Source organism: Photorhabdus akhurstii, from assembly GCF_018448925.1.
Classification (GTDB): Bacteria; Pseudomonadota; Gammaproteobacteria; order Enterobacterales; family Enterobacteriaceae; genus Photorhabdus; species Photorhabdus akhurstii.
In genome coordinates this window covers 121,188-136,192 of record NZ_RCWE01000012.1, presented here as the reverse complement: position 1 = coordinate 136,192, position 15,005 = coordinate 121,188, and the positions used below count along the sequence as shown (strand labels likewise).

13 protein-coding genes are annotated in these 15,005 nt (G+C 46.7%); all 13 read right to left on the bottom strand.

All coding sequences use genetic code 11. The features are described 5' to 3' along the window. The coding region (tssA, locus tag EAE93_RS14595) for a type VI secretion system protein TssA (RefSeq protein ID WP_214039964.1) at nt 1-1,060 on the bottom strand (1,060 nt) is incomplete at its 3' end. 5 nt (nt 1,061-1,065) lie between these two features. Continuing rightward, nucleotides 1,066-1,713 carry a type VI secretion system-associated protein VasI gene (gene vasI / locus EAE93_RS14590; protein WP_105399868.1) on the bottom strand — a complete coding sequence of 216 codons (648 nt, stop codon included), beginning with the start codon at nt 1,711-1,713 and terminating at the stop codon, nt 1,066-1,068. Beyond that, nucleotides 1,710-2,510: a helix-turn-helix domain-containing protein gene (locus tag EAE93_RS14585; protein WP_110086462.1), complete on the bottom strand. Its 801-nt coding sequence runs from the start codon at nt 2,508-2,510 to the stop codon at nt 1,710-1,712. Before EAE93_RS14585 ends, vasI begins: the two co-directional genes overlap by 4 nt. Next, on the bottom strand, nt 2,507-5,152 hold the full coding sequence (tssH, locus tag EAE93_RS14580) for a type VI secretion system ATPase TssH (RefSeq protein ID WP_214039963.1): 2,646 nt from the start codon (nt 5,150-5,152) through the stop codon (nt 2,507-2,509). The genes EAE93_RS14585 and tssH overlap by 4 nt, the downstream gene beginning before the upstream one ends. An 11-nt stretch (nt 5,153-5,163) precedes the next feature. Then, entirely contained in the window at nt 5,164-5,925 is a 762-nt protein-coding gene (gene icmH, locus EAE93_RS14575; protein ID WP_046395808.1) for a type IVB secretion system protein IcmH/DotU, read from the bottom strand. A 14-nt stretch (nt 5,926-5,939) separates the two neighbouring features. Further along, nucleotides 5,940-7,292 (bottom strand): type VI secretion system baseplate subunit TssK, encoded by a 1,353-nt coding sequence (tssK, locus tag EAE93_RS14570; protein ID WP_046395771.1) that lies wholly within the window; start codon nt 7,290-7,292, stop codon nt 5,940-5,942. Between the two features lie 2 nt (nt 7,293-7,294). Further along, entirely contained in the window at nt 7,295-7,861 is a 567-nt protein-coding gene (tssJ, locus tag EAE93_RS14565) for a type VI secretion system lipoprotein TssJ (protein WP_044467020.1), read from the bottom strand. Next, nucleotides 7,861-9,147, bottom strand: coding sequence for a type VI secretion system-associated FHA domain protein TagH (gene tagH / locus EAE93_RS14560; RefSeq protein WP_214039962.1), 1,287 nt, complete (start codon nt 9,145-9,147; stop codon nt 7,861-7,863). The genes tssJ and tagH overlap by 1 nt, the downstream gene beginning before the upstream one ends. A 5-nt stretch (nt 9,148-9,152) precedes the next feature. Then, nucleotides 9,153-10,205 carry a type VI secretion system baseplate subunit TssG gene (gene tssG / locus EAE93_RS14555; protein WP_214039961.1) on the bottom strand — a complete coding sequence of 351 codons (1,053 nt, stop codon included), beginning with the start codon at nt 10,203-10,205 and terminating at the stop codon, nt 9,153-9,155. Next, nucleotides 10,169-12,016 (bottom strand): type VI secretion system baseplate subunit TssF, encoded by a 1,848-nt coding sequence (gene tssF, locus EAE93_RS14550; protein WP_105395804.1) that lies wholly within the window; start codon nt 12,014-12,016, stop codon nt 10,169-10,171. Before tssF ends, tssG begins: the two co-directional genes overlap by 37 nt. A gap of 1 nt (nt 12,017) precedes the next feature. Next, the gene (gene tssE, locus EAE93_RS14545; protein WP_040149037.1) at nt 12,018-12,458 is read right to left on the bottom strand and encodes a type VI secretion system baseplate subunit TssE; all 441 of its coding nucleotides are present in this window, start codon (nt 12,456-12,458) and stop codon (nt 12,018-12,020) included. Between the two features lie 6 nt (nt 12,459-12,464). Then, a complete protein-coding gene (gene tssC, locus EAE93_RS14540; RefSeq protein WP_036813437.1) occupies nt 12,465-13,943 on the bottom strand; it encodes a type VI secretion system contractile sheath large subunit in 1,479 nt (492 codons plus the stop codon). Between the two features lie 23 nt (nt 13,944-13,966). Further along, the gene (tssB, locus tag EAE93_RS14535) at nt 13,967-14,464 is read right to left on the bottom strand and encodes a type VI secretion system contractile sheath small subunit (RefSeq protein ID WP_036813439.1); all 498 of its coding nucleotides are present in this window, start codon (nt 14,462-14,464) and stop codon (nt 13,967-13,969) included. Nucleotides 14,465-15,005: the final 541 nt, after the last annotated feature.

The following is a 15,005-nucleotide window of genomic DNA, read 5'->3' as shown; positions in this document are numbered from 1 at the left end:
AGATAAACGGGCTCATATCGGAGAAAGACAGGTTTTGCAGGACCGGCAGGCGGTCAAGAAAGGCCCGGAGTTCATCGCGGATAGCATCAGCGACAGGGCGGTAACCCAGTTTTTCGGCCGCCTGAGCTGCGATAGCGTGCCCGTCCAGCCAGTAAGGGGCCAGTGTCAGACTCTGTTCTATCTGTTGCAGCAGGGATTTGTCCGCCGCCGGGAGTTTCGTCAGATAATCTGCGGTACGGTCTGCCGCAGTCGGCGCCAGCGGTGTTTTGCCTGCGCCATTCGCCATCGGCGCCGTGGTCAGGGTGTGCCAGATCGCATAACGACGCAGCCGGTAACCCACAGGAGAATCAGGCTGGCGTTCGCATAGCAGGTCGGCCACGGTCAGGAGCGTCTGCTTCCAGGCTTTTTCACCGGAACTGTCTACAGTGACATCCGGTATAGGTGCGGATGTCAGTGCTAAAGTGTTTGCCGATTGTGCCGTCGTTTCTGTCGATTCAGCCGGCGCGGCGGCCGGTTTTGGCTCAGGCTTACGGGCATAACGGGGGCGTAACTGGTCGATCTCTTTAGCTAGTGCCGGTTCATCGGTATGCCAGCATTGTGCCAGATGAGCCAGTGCGCCCTGTGCCTCTTCGCGCTGAGTCTCATCAGCCTGTTCGCAGAAGCCGGGTTGCGCAGAGTCAAAACGTTTAATCACCTGTTGCGCCAGGCGGCGCTTGAGCAGCGGTTTTTGTGGCCAGGCTGTCTGCCAGTAATGCCGGATGTAATCGGCTAACAATTCCATTGCCAGGATGAGTTCAGCGGGATTACTGCCGTGTTGCAGTGTGCGCAGTAAATGAACCATCAGTCTGAAATCTTTGCTTTTTTCGCTGAACAGTTGCAGTGCCTGACGCTGGATCTCTTCAATATTGATGCTGGAATGAGCCAGCGATCCCAGCTTAACCATCTCTCCATCGATATATTCCCAGGCGGGTTCGTTTTCATCCAGCTCCCGGCTGATAAGTTCATCCGACAGGGGCGTCAGCAGGAGGCCCTGCCAGTCAAATTGTTTCCTGATATCCATTGGGATCACCAGCGGCAGGCGGAGCGTAAAGGTTTCACCGCCTGTTCCAGTTGAGAAATGTTGAATGTCATTCGGTTTCCGTTGCCGGTTTTGATGGTCAGGGTTTTTCCTGTCATCAGTCGTTTTAGCTCTTCAATGCCCGGCAATCCACGGCTGGATTCCAGCAGGTAGCCGTTTTCACGCAAGAACCAGTCAGCACTGAATTGGGTGATTTCCGTCGAAATCATCACCGTGCCGCTATCTTGTGGTTTAGCCAGGGCAATTTGTATTCGGGTAATGCTATCGATACAACTCAGCATCAGTACTGGCCGTGGTGGTGGAACACCAATTGCGGGGGTGGTCAGTATGACGCGAGTCGGTATGCTTTCAGATTGGGTGGTGATAAAACCGGTTGAATGGTCAGTTCGTTTCATCTCCTGTTCCATTGCCTGTCTCCAGACAGGGCCAGTTTTTTCTAACGGGATAACGGCAATATTATCGACTTTATCCAATAGGCGGTCGTAGCAATCGAGCCTGACCAACGGCGACGGTTCTGCCCGGCATTGCAGTAAAGCGGGTAGTGAAGGCGCTGTTGGGGTTTCCTGATCTGGCTGAATATCGGGTTTGCCTGTCAGAGAGGCGATTAGTGAACTGACCATTAACAGAAAACTCATAATTTACACCTGTATTTCGCCAGTTTGTAAGTCAGTGTACGTGGTGCAATACCTAAGCTTGCGGCAATCTGTTTGGTGTTATTGCCGTAAATATGTTGGCGTTGTATCAGTACTGCGCATTCGAACTCTTCGAGCGCCTGAGATAAGTCGTCGATTTTGCTGTAATCGTGGGAGACGCTGGCTGATGTTTTGTTTTCTGCTGTAGTACTTAACGAAGCCAGCAATTCATCAAGCTGTTTTTCTTTCTGGCGCTGTGTCTGAAAAACCTGGCGGATCTGGCGTAATTGTTCACGCAGTTGTTCCAGTTCCTGCAATTTTTTTAATCGGTGTTGCATGACGAGGCAGTAGATGTAAAACATGTTGCTATCGTCAGCAAAACGACGGACATCTTTGGCGAAAACAGCAATCACGCCACACGCTTGCCCGTTGCAATTAAACAACGGGATAGCATGTAGGCCGCAGCGATTAGGGAGTTCTTCGACGAAGAGGCGAAAGTTTCGATTGTCTATTCGTACTCCCTGATTGAGTGATTCCCAGGTCGTAGGGGTACCTTTGTACAGGATTTGTATCAGTGGATGGTTAATATCACCGATATTGACATCCAGTTGTAGCGCGCTTATCTGGTTTGGCGCCGGCAGCCGGTAACATTCCAGACGGTTTTCATTCACGTTAAGCAGAGAGACCAGCAAGGCGTCAAAACGCTGGCGTTGGTGATTCACTTGAAGAAAGTGGTGAACCAGTTGCTCGATAGAGTCATTTTCCAATAACGCTAATGCGCTTTTCAGCCGTTGTTTCATGGTATCTCCTCAACCACCGCGTTGAATTGATGGTCGTTAACAGTTAGCTGGATAGTGCTGATCTGCTTTCCGGCAGCCATTTTTTGCAACAACAGCAGAGATAATGGTGGCAACAAAGCGCCATCAATGATCGATTCCAGCATGCGTGCGCCATTTTCAGCACGGGTTGCCCGTTGCAGTATCTCTTCAACCACATCATCACTCAGGGTGACTTCGGCATTGAAGCGTTGACGTAATAAGTTATCGAGGCGCGCCAGTTTGCCCTGAATAATGGTTTTCAGGGTGTCTTGTCCCAATGGCAGATAAGGCACCACTTCCATTCGCGCCAGTAATGCGGGTTTGAAGAAGGCCGCCAGTTCAGGATAAAGCAGGTCATTCATCTCTTCCGGTTTATCGGCATTATCGACGATAGTTTGATAGCCCAAATTGGAAGTTAAAAAGAAGACCACATTTTTACAGTCAATCACTCGGCCTTCCCCATCGGCCAACTCACCTTTGTCGAAAGCTTGGTAGAACAGGTTCAGTACATCAGGATGGGCTTTTTCTACTTCATCAAGTAGAACGGCGGAATAAGGTTTCTGGCGAATAGCTTCGGTGAGTACACCTCCTTCCCCATATCCAACATAGCCCGGAGGTGAGCCAATCAGGCGGGAAACGGTGTGTTTTTCCTGAAATTCCGACATATTGATAGTGGTCAGATATTGACGTCCGCCAAACATCAATTCTGCAATCTGTAAAACGGTTTCAGTTTTACCGACGCCACTTGGTCCTGCCAGCAAGAAGGCGCCCAATGGACGACCGGGACGGCGCAGGTCCGCTCTGGCAGTCAACAAATGTTGATGCAGGCATTTAATCGCGAGATCTTGTCCTTTGATGCTTTGTCCCAAATGAGTTGGGAGTTCAGTCACCACGGAGAGTTCACTTTGTGACAGGCGATTAAGTGGTACGCCAGTCCATTCAGCGATAACCGCCGCAATCTGGTTCTTATCCACGTGAGGAGAAACGAGCGTTTGTTGTTGCTGTAATTGTTCCAACTGTTCATTGAGTTCAGCCAATTGTGCAATCAACTCGTCAGTGGTCATTTCGGCCGATGTTTCGCTCTCTTTTGTTTCGTTAGTTAATTCTGTTTCGTCGGTTAATAGCTGACGGCGTAGTTCAATAACTTGCTGAACTAATTGTTGCTGTTGTTGCCAACTGGCTTCCAGTTCAGCCAATTTCTCCGTGGTTTCCTGCTGTTGTTGCCGCAGTTCATCCAGTCGATCAGTGTGCTGGTTTAGCCCCATGCGCTGTTCCCTCTCCAGCACATCTGATTCCATTTTCTGCTGATGTAGTTGGTTTTTCAGGGCAGAAATTTGGCGCGGAGGTGAAGTCAAGTTGATGGCGACGCGGGCACAGGCGGTATCCAGCACATCAATGGCTTTGTCCGGTAATTGGCGCCCGGAGAGGTAACGGTCGCTTAATACCGCAGAGGCTTTTAGCGCTTCATCATCGATTAATACGCCATGAGATTGTTCATAGATTGCCCGCAGGCCACGCATAATAATGATGGCTTCTTCCGCGGTCGGTTCGGCCACTTTAACTAATTGAAAACGGCGGGAGAGGGCAGCATCTTTTTCGAAATATTTTTTGTATTCGCCCCAAGTGGTCGCAGCAATGGTTTTCAATTCGCCACGTGCCAAAGCGGGTTTTAGCAGGTTGGAGATATCCAGTCCGCCTTGTTGATTACCTGCGCCAATCAGGGTATGAGCTTCATCGATGAACAGAATAATCGGTACGGATGACTGATTTATTTCATTCATAATGCCTTTGAAACGTTTTTCAAATTCACCTTTTACCGCCGCACCCGCTTGTAGTGCGCCCAGATCCAGCGTCATCAATTCACTGTTACGCAGTTTTTCCGGTACTCGGTTGTCGATAATGCGCAGAGCCAACCCTTCAATGAGCGCGCTTTTACCGACGCCCGCTTCACCCACCACAATCGGGTTATTTTTACGGCGACGGCAGAGAATATCGATCATTAGGTCGATTTCTCTGTCACGGCATAGAACAGGATCGAGTTTTCCCTGACGAGCTTGTTCCGTCATATTTTGAGTAAAACGGGCGAGCAAGCTATCACTGTTGGCGGCAGCTTTGTTTTGTCCGTTTTGATCGTTTTCCACAACCGGTTGTTCGGCAGAGCCTGCGGTCCATTGGGCAAAATTCTGGCGTAACAATTCGCGGTTTATTCCCGATAAAAGACGTGCGGATTGTGGCGTCAGGTAACGTAATGGGCTGAACAGCAAGGTCATCAGCATGACGCCGCTGCGTAATTCCTGATGCTGCATCTCAGTCGATGCTAACAGCCAGCTATCTTGTAACCACTCCACCAGCATTGGAGAGAAGCTAGGATAGGCTTGAACCATTGCTTGATGGTGAGGGATCATCTGATCAAGTTGTTCTTTCAGCAGATCACTGTCCACTTCCGCTTGATTGAAGATCGCTCTGACATCACTGAGAGGGGTGTTGATCATTTGCAACAATAGCTGTGAAACCGTTATCTCAGGTTGCTGTTGGCTGACACATTGCGCTGCCGCCGCTTCCAGAACGTGCCGAGTCATCGGATTTAAGCGATTAACTAATGTAGGTAGATCAATCTGAATCATCGGTTTCTTTCCTAGCTCAGTAAGTTATTTAGTTGTTGTAAGATGTTCTGGGTTTGGTTATGCAGACGGATAGCGTAGAAGCCATAAACGATAGCGAGCAGAGTAATACCGCTCCAGAACAGATGTTTAATAGTCAGACGCTTACCCAGGCGATAGCGATCATCACGCTCGTTGGCGTTACTGTGGAGAATGATGGGAGGAGCTTCGCCCCGCAACGCATGCAGTTGTTGGTGTAATCGACGGAATAAACGTTCAAAATCATCACTTTTCTGTGAAGCAACTTTATAGCGACCACGGTAACCGAGGCAGAAACAGAGATAGATAAACTCCAGTAGATGTTGGTAGCGCTGAGGTTCACCCATCAGACGATCCAACAACTGAAAGACTTTTTCACCACCCCAGGTTTCGTTGTGGAATTGCACCAGCAGTGATTGTTGTAGCCACTCATTCTTGCTGTTCCAGCCATGCCCCAGTGCGGTTTCATCAATGAAGGTACAGAGCATGTAGCGGAAAGAGACAATTGCCCCCGGCTCATAGCCTTTGGTTTGTAGAAGTTGTTCGATTGCTTGGATATCAGTAACGACCTGTGGGTAAAGCTGGTCCGGCAGTGGCTGATCACCCATGTCTTTTAGACGCATGACCATACCAAGCAGCGGTGTGGCGGCATCAATCATTGGGTTCAGGCTTTCTCCGCGTAACGGTAACTGGTACTGACGATGTAGAATCGTATCGGTTTCCGTCTCCGTCTGCATCAGAATGGTGTTGTCACTCATGGCTTCGGTTTTCATTAGGCACTCCCATTCCTAACCGCCCAGAATTGCATGTCTAATCCTGGGAATTCTCCCGAAACGTGAAAGGCGATGGAGTTACTTTTTAGAATGTCTTTCCATGCGTCGCCTTGTTGATCAAGCCGGAAGTAGGTGTAACCAGCATGATAAGGCAACTGACGTGGGGCAGAGGGAAGCGCAACCAGTGCTACAGCGGGCAACTGGATGCTGACCATTTCGCGGATCCTTTCAGCCGATGTAACTTTAGTCTGTTGGGCAAACTGGCGGAGTAATTGATCATGCGGAACCTGTGCGCGGATTGCCAGAATGAATTCCGCATTTGTCAAAACATTGCGATCATGGATGTGCGCCACCCGGATACCATTGGCTTGAGTTTGTAGCTTAATTGGGATCGCCCGCGGAGTCAGTACAACGCCCATTGCTTCGTGCATGAGGATCATGACTTCCTTGAATGTTTCCGTCAGGTTGTCGTGTTTGTAAATCGGCATATCGCCGGCCTGACGGGATTCATGAGTAAATGTTCTCAGTTCACCACAGGTTTGGATCAACTGAGTGAAAAAATCTTGCGGATGTAAAATGGCTTGTCCGGCGTAGTGGGTAAACCACGGCTGAACTCGGTTAACTAGCTGGAGCATCATAAATTCAGCAACATCAGCGACCCCTTGCTGGCCGGGAGAACCAATCCGGTTAGCGAGTGATCTACCTCGTTCTGTCATCGCCCTATCCACTTCATCCATATAATTTTTTAATTGAGTAGAGACCCTGATCGATGTACAGGTTGGTATGAACTCTTCATCCAGTATGATAGTTCCGGTAGGGCGCTTTTCTATTATCTGGCATAGCGGTAGTGCGGAGAAAGCGCTGAGATCTTCTGAGCCCTGTTTCAGAATCGGCGTCAGTTGTGCCAGCATGACTTGGCAGATATCACCGCCATCTGTATGCAGGTCACGGATATCTTCCATGTGTTCACGGTAGCGCATAGCTCCTGCACGATTGGATTCTGAATGAGAGATTTCATTGAGAATATCGTTGGCTATTGGCAGTGCCAGATAGATATTTTTACTGTTGTTTTCGTGAATATTCACAACATCAAGCGGTTGAGGAGTTGCATCCTGATGAGGAATAGAGAACACTGTGCCGTCTGGCATGATACCGCTGGCTTCGATGATACCGATGCGTCCCAGAGCGAGAAGGTCTTCGTCCAGCGTCAAAGAACTGAAGCCATAACTATAACTGGTTAAGGAGGTCTGGCGACTATGAGCCAGATAGTCATTATGTTTTTGTTGTTGCTGAAAGTGTTGTGGCTTGATGAATAATCCTTCACGCCAAATCACCCGATTCTTACCTGACATAGTTATTGTTCCTCTTTTCTAAGTTCAACTTCGTTCGCTCTGATGTGCACCAGAATGTGGTATTGCTGTCCTGTGTCTTTCACACGGATGACCTTTTTCCATTCGGATTGATTAATATCGGCATAGCGAACGATAACGCCGATGTAACGGCTATTTTTTTCCAGCGGGATGACTGGCAGTGGTTTGTACTGCCCCGGCAATAAGGTGTAATCCTGATGGTCGATGTAATTTTTCCCCAGCGCTTTATCCAGTTTGTCACTCGCCAGTTGGTCATAATCAGCGGCAAGTAGACGGGAATCTTCACTGAGATAGAGCAGATGCATTTCAACCGGAGTGGCTTCTCCATTTTTATTGGGGTTAATATCAGGTTCTGCCAGCAAAGTGATCGCGACGGTGGAAGGTAAGTTCGCAGGTTGACCAACAGGAGTTGATGGGTCCCAGACTACCTGTCCGACTTTCTTCGTTGCTTGCCATGCACTGCTACAGCCGCTTAATATTAGCGCTGCCAGCAATACGAACCATACGGTATAACTACCGGACCATGAGGTGTTACAGCCGGAGCGTTTCATTACTGGCTATCCTCTAAACCTTGACGCAGAGCACGGTCATAAGCTTGTTCATAGACTTCACCGAACAGTTTTTCGAATCCCTGTTGGCGGCTGGAAGCCAATTCGCGGTAGTAACTGGTGTACATTTCCCATGCCCAGGTTGCATTTTTTTCCTGTGTCTCATTGCTGCGGCGGTATTGGGCAAAACGACTCAGTAGGTGTTCCGGTGAGAAAGCATCCAGCATGGTGTTCAATGCGGCAGTGATCGCAATCCGGTTAGCCTGATAGTGTAATTGCAGGTTATGTAAGCTTTCAGCGACAGCGGAAGGAGCAGAGAGATGGACTGGGCTTTTTTGATCCGCAAACATCACCTGCATAGTGGTGTTGTAGTCCATGTTCAGCCGTAGCGGATTATCTTCGATAGGACGCAATTGCTTATCACGCAGCCCATGCTGTGTACGTTGCAGTACCAGTAGACCTTCAATTGCCGCTTTCATGGTCTTACCCATTTCTTCCAGAAAGTCGTTGGCCTGTTGGCTGTTATGCAAAGGCAACTGTGTGTTCAATCCTCGCATCAATGGTGTGATAGCAACATGTTGCTGTTCCATGTCCTGATACTGTTCATTAAAAGGCGAAGAGATACCGGGTAAATCAACAAAATCCTGATCCATAGCATTGCCTCTGTTATCTGAGAGGGAAGAAAAAAATAATGGGGCGCGGTAGTGGTCTTGTTGCAGGCTTTGGTCTACCTCGTTACTCACTGACGTCTGGTCCAGAGTGGTCAGATTTTCGCTATCGAGAACCTTGAGTGGATCATGGCTGAAATCGTGTTTGATCGTGGGGGCCAAAGAACCATGATCAGTGAAAGCGGAATCTTGAGCGGGATCTTTTTCCATCATAGCGTCCAGTGGATTGCTATAGCTGGAAACCAGTGATTCCGGTGATACCGTCATGGGATCAATGCGATCTGCATCGGAAAAACTGATATAACTTTTGATCACTAGTTTACCAATGGTAATTTCATCCGCTTGTTGCAGGCGGATGAAACCAGCGTCAGCAGTCAGGGGTGACTGATTCACAAACAGGGGACCCGCAATCATTTGCAGACAGAATGCACCATCACGCCACTGGATAGTAAATTGTGATGGATTGATATTTCCTTGCAGATCCTGAACGGACCAAAGATGGCTTTCACTGCTGCCAACTGTGCCACCTTGAGTCGAGAATAGGCAGCTAGCCGCTTTGCCGCTTTCCAATTGATCGCTGTTGATCACTCGTAATGAGAGAGTTGGCTGTTGTTTTTCCATCGTCTTTATCCATTCACTGAAATCGTGATAAAGGGTTTCTTTTCCGGCTCGCCGAGAAAGCTGGTCCACCCCAGGTTATTGTTTAATTTTGTGCCAAGCACCATGCCGCCTGCTTGGTTTTCGGCCAATCCAAGACGCAGATCCCAAGCCATCTGATCACGCAGGACAAAACAGAGAAACATTACCAATGGCAGGAAATTCTTGCCGTCTGGGAGAAATGACAAGAAGTGTTCTCGTGATAGATTATTGATACATAAAATAAATTTACTATCGCAGCTTCTCACCCATGAACCGAGGAAAAAATTCTTTCCCATTACGGATTGTTTGATCTTTTGTTTCCGTCCCTTTATTTTCAGTGTTCCACCTAGGCGATTTTGTTGCGATGGCTCAATAGCGACTTTTCTGATCTGCAAACCGCGTACCGTTACATCGGGTAGATCAAAACAGTGTGAAACCAGGCTGCATATCACTGCTGGTGATCGACCAGGACTGGCTAACAAACCGGCATAGGCCAGCATTTTGCTGTGATTGATATTCAAGTGAGAACGATTAACATCACTACCAAGTCCCACCAGCGCAAACATGCGCTGAGAAAATCCGTCTTGCCCGTTTTTGTCAAAACAGATGTAATAGCGATATTTTCGCCAAATCTGATGAAGCATGACGACTGAACGGTGATTGAAAATATTCAGAAAATCAGTCAGTCGATTTTCATCCTGAGCGTCTTCCCATGCCAACGAATCAAGGTAATAACCTGGCATAGGTGATTGGCTGCCATGTAGTCCAAGAAAAGAGACTTCCACCTGGAAGCGACCCTCCTTAGAACGTTTCACAGAGGTAATGTCTCTGGTTGGGAAAGCCAAGCTTGCACTGGATTTAAATAGGATTGCTTCACGGTCCGGGCGGTTGGTTTGCCCGGTTTTTTCCCACGCTACCGCCAGTTGGTTGAGTAACTCAACCAACTGATAAAAGTTATACCTTGACACATCCAGTGTCTGATTTTCTGGCGAGTTTTCGCTCGCTACATCAACGCATGTTGACCTGTCTGTTCCGGCCATTGATAACATTCCTGATTATCTAAATTGATCACCTTCAACATGTGGAAGGAGTTAACGCTGGCATATAAGGCAAAAAAGCGTGACAGTATGTTGCAGAACAGATAAAGCTCGCCTTCAGAACAGAAAGCCTGTTGCCGGATATACAATGTTGATTCCGAACCACGTACCGGGAGACCTTTAAATAGTCGGTCTATTTGCCTCGTTTCAATCCGTTCAATTGCATCTAGCCGTTTTTGGGATGAGCGTGAGGATTGTCGGTTATATCGGCTGGGGAGATCGTAAGTTCTTAGTACCGCCTTTAGTGCGTCTTTGTCCAATAATGTCATATAGTTCAGTGACATATTGGAAATAAGCGACCAGTGATACTCACCGCTCATCAATGGATAGAGTGGAACGGATGGGCGGGTTATGTTGCGGAATGTCGCAAATGACGAGCTTCCCGATAAAGGGTAATCAATATCACCTACTCGGAGTTGCAGTGGCAGTTCGCGATTGGTGCAAGTCAGTTGAATAGAGACATTTTCTTCACTTAGTAGAAGCTGAGATTCATCACCACGGACAAAAGAGATGTAGTGTTCAAGACCTTTACGAAATGGAGATTCTTTGATTCTGATACGGAAATAGCGAGTATTGAGCTCGCTTTCATGTTCGATCTGATGATGAAAGCTTTCAAATGGTACATAAGTCCGTCTGCCATCGCGGCTTGGTTTGGGTTTACCATCAGGTCCGACTAGCCAGCTTTCTACTTTATCCACAGAGAAAATATCGTAACGATTGGGATGACTATAGCTGGCTCTTAATGGATATTCAGACTGACTGCCATTTAGTTGAATAACTTCGCTATCCATCGGGAAGAGATTGATTGCCGGGACACAATGCAGCCGGAAAGTATCCTGACGGATTTTGATTTCTGGTGGTAGTGCTTCTGAGAAATAGAGATTCAACGTGAAATCTTTGGCTTTAAGATCTGCTGGTAACTTAGGGAAACCAATGACATCGAAAAACAGAAAACCTTCAGAAAAACAGAAGTACTCTTGTAAGACGCGATAACCCATATAGGCATTTTTGGGGTACGGCAATAGGGCGTCTTCCCGATTGAAACCCACTGGAACGAAGTCGAAATCTGGTAATGAAATCGTGGTATCGCCTACGACAAGTTTTGCGTCTTCAAGATGGTAACTGAGCCAGAAATAGAGTTGTGTACTGCTGTAATCATCGCCGCTTAGATAAAAACGCAGTTTATCAAGTTGTAGTTCTTGTAAGTTAAGCTCTGTTTTTGAGGTGAAATTCAGGCCGATGACACCCTGCTCATTACTATTATTGACCGAAATGTCTCGGATAGACATCGGAAACAGCCAGACATCACGGCATAAAGTGAAAGTACAGCGATGATTGTCTTGGTCTGTTTTTTGAGTATTGGCATTGCTTAAGTAATTATCTTCATCCTCATCATTTTCGCTATCATCCGCCAGCGGACGGCTTTTGATTTGAGTTCCACGCGGGATCTGCGTTGCTTTTGTGATGGCATTATCATTAGGTGTATATTGGATAATGGTCATGCTAGGCGTTGGCCGCAGGTAATTTGGCCATAGCATATGCAACAATCCATGAGTGAGTTCAGGGAATTCATCATCAATTTTTGCCCGTAAGTTACCCGCGAGAAAGGCAAATCCTTCTAGTAAACGCTCAACATCCGGGTCAGAGCCTTGTTCAGACAAAAATGAGGCGAGGTGAGGATGTTCAATTGCAGCTTGTCGCCCCAATTGCCTAATGTAATCCAATTCCTCTCTAAAATATTTTTCAAGTGACATTTTATTGAGTCCTCTCTAGGCAATAACGCCGGTTGTTATCCAGTTGAATGTTAAATTCAACAGCGTCATGAATATCATCCAGGGATACCTGCGCGCTGATGTGAAAACGTAACAACAGCGGATCACTATCATCATGAATTGCACTGACAGTGACTGACGATATTCTTGGTTCATAATTTGTGATGCAATGCACTATTGCTTGCTCAATACTCTGTTTAAAGTCAGTTGCCGTGGTTGTGGCGTCATTGAGATCAATGACGCCAAGATCAGCCGCACTCTGACAAGCACCCGGATGAGTATTGAGAACATGATTCAGGTGCCGTTTTATGGAGTTGAGCAGTTCACGCATTCTTGATTGGCGGGAAGAACCGGAGTTCTTCCCCTGAATACGCTCGAACAAGCTGGCAGAGCCTTCTCTATTCCAACTGTACAGCGTAGCCATAACTCATTACTCCTTATCCAAACGGCCTACTAGTGACAACTCAAAGCTAGCTCCCATATATTTGAAATGAGGGCGAACCTGCATTGCCACTTGATACCAGCCTGGATCTCCTTCCACATCCAAAACCTGAATTTGGGCAGAACGCAGAGGGCGACGGCTACGGACATCCGTTGGCGGATTTTCCTGATCAGCAATGTACTGTTTCAGCCAGGTGTTCAGTTCACGCTCCAAATCCTGACGCTCTTTCCAGGAACCAATCTGCTCGCGCTGCAACACTTTGATGTAGTGTGCAAGACGGTTGATGATGAACATATAGGGCAGTTGAGTACCCAGTTTGTAGTTGGTTTCAGCCATTTTCCCTTCGCGAGTATTTGGGAAAACTTTTGGCTTCTGGACTGAGTTGGCAGAGAAGAATGCGGCGTTGTCACTGCCTTTACGCATTGTCAGGGTGATAAAGCCCTCTTCTGCCAATTCGAATTCACGGCGATCAGTAACTAAAACTTCTGTCGGGATCTTGGCTTGGATCTGTCCCATTGCTTCGAATAGGTGAACCGGTAGATCGCTGACAGTTCCCCCGCTTTGTGGGCCGATAATATTCGGACACCAGCGATATTTGGCGAAGCTGTCAGTCAAACACGTCGCTAGCAGATAAGCGGTATTACCCCATAGGAAATGTTCGTGATCTTTGCTGACATCTTCCTGATAGTTAAAGTTTTTAATTGGGTTTTCGACAGTTGAGTAAGGCAGACGCAACAAGAAGCGTGGCGCTGTCAGACCAAGGTAACGTGCATCCTCCGATTCGCGCAGCGAACGCCATTTAGTGTGTGCCGGACCTTCGAAGACAGATTTCAGATCTTTAATCGCTGGCAACTCGGTGAAGCTGCTGATACCAAAGAAATCAGGTGAAACGGAAGAGAGGAATGGCGCGTGAGCCATTGCGCCAACCGCACTGACGTATTGCATTAGTTTGATATCGGGTGAGCTATTGCTGAATGCATAGTTACCGATGACCGCAGCGACCGGTTCGCCGCCAAACTGGCCATAACCTGTCGAGTAGACATGTTTGTATAAGCCTGATTGAATGATTTCTGGTGAAAATTCGAAATCTTCCAGTAACTCTTCTTTGGTCGCGTGGATGATGTTGATTTTGATGTTTTCACGGAAATCGGTACGATCAACCAGCAATTTCAGTGAACGCCAGGATGATTCCAGTTCTTGGAACTCTTTGGCATGCATAATTTCATCAACTTGAGTGCTGAGTGTTTTATCAAGCTCAACAATCATTCTATCAACGACAAGCTTGTTGACAGGTTCTTCGCTAGTACCGGTATCCAAAATGCTGCTGATAAAAGCGGCTACACCCTGTTTCGCGATGTGGTAGCCATCATTTTCCGGCGTCATTCTTGCCTGAGACATAATCTCGTCAAGTAAAGAGGTAGTGGACCCTGGGGTTAATGTTGTACTGCTCTCTTCATGCAAGGACATGTTAAAAACTCCTTTTCAGTCAATTACTTTTGATTGACGATTTCAAGTTCTTTTAGAAGTTGTTCGCGGACTTTCTCATCACCCAATAATTCCTGTAAGCGGGTGCGGAATGCCGGAATATTTCCTAATGGCCCTTTTAGTGCGACAAGCGCTTCACGTAGCTCTAAAAGTTTATTTAATTCAGGCACTTTTTTCGCTACGTTGTCGGGTGAGAAATCATTGAGTGATTTTATTTCCAGGTTAATCGGCAGGTCATCTCCGTTATTATCGTTGAGGCGATTGGGGACACTAAAAGTGAGATTGATATTGGCTTCATTCATCACGGCATTAAAGTTATTTTTGTGCACAGAAACAGCTTGCCGTTCTTCAATTGGCATATCTTCTTTTGTTCCTTTAAGGTCACCGACGATAAGCAGGTTGAGAGGTAATTCAATTTCGGCTACTTGATCACCGGTATTCGGAACGTATTTGATATTAATCCTTTCTTTTGGCGCTACGCTACCTGAACTATCTTTACTCATATTAGAATCCTTTGGGTAATACAATTAGGCAATTAGGAATTATCTGATAACAATATTGGATGAGAGAGTTGCCCTTAGATACCTACCTATATGTGACGGAGACCATAAAATTCTCCCGGATTAAGGGGCGGGAGATTCACTGCATTGAATTGGATAGTAAGCTGACTTTCTATGAGCATATAGATAAATACGAAATTCAGAATATTCTTACTCATCGAACAATAGCATCAATATAGAACACTTTGCAAAGCAAAGTCTCGCATTTTGTTTTTTTATTGTAAAGCTAAAATATATATAGGTATACCCCCCTATTCGGCATTTTGATGATTTTATGATATTTGGCAATAAGTTACAATTAGGTGTTTTCTTAAGCTGTTTATTGGTAAAAGAACTCTATATAGTTATTGAGTATCATCTATTTTTTTGTATTTGTGATTTTTTGTTTCATTGTGTAACAAAGTATTTCTAGATGTATTTTTGTTTACATTTTAGAATTAGTTTCATCTTGTAAATATTAGTTTTGCACTTAACTAAGTGGATG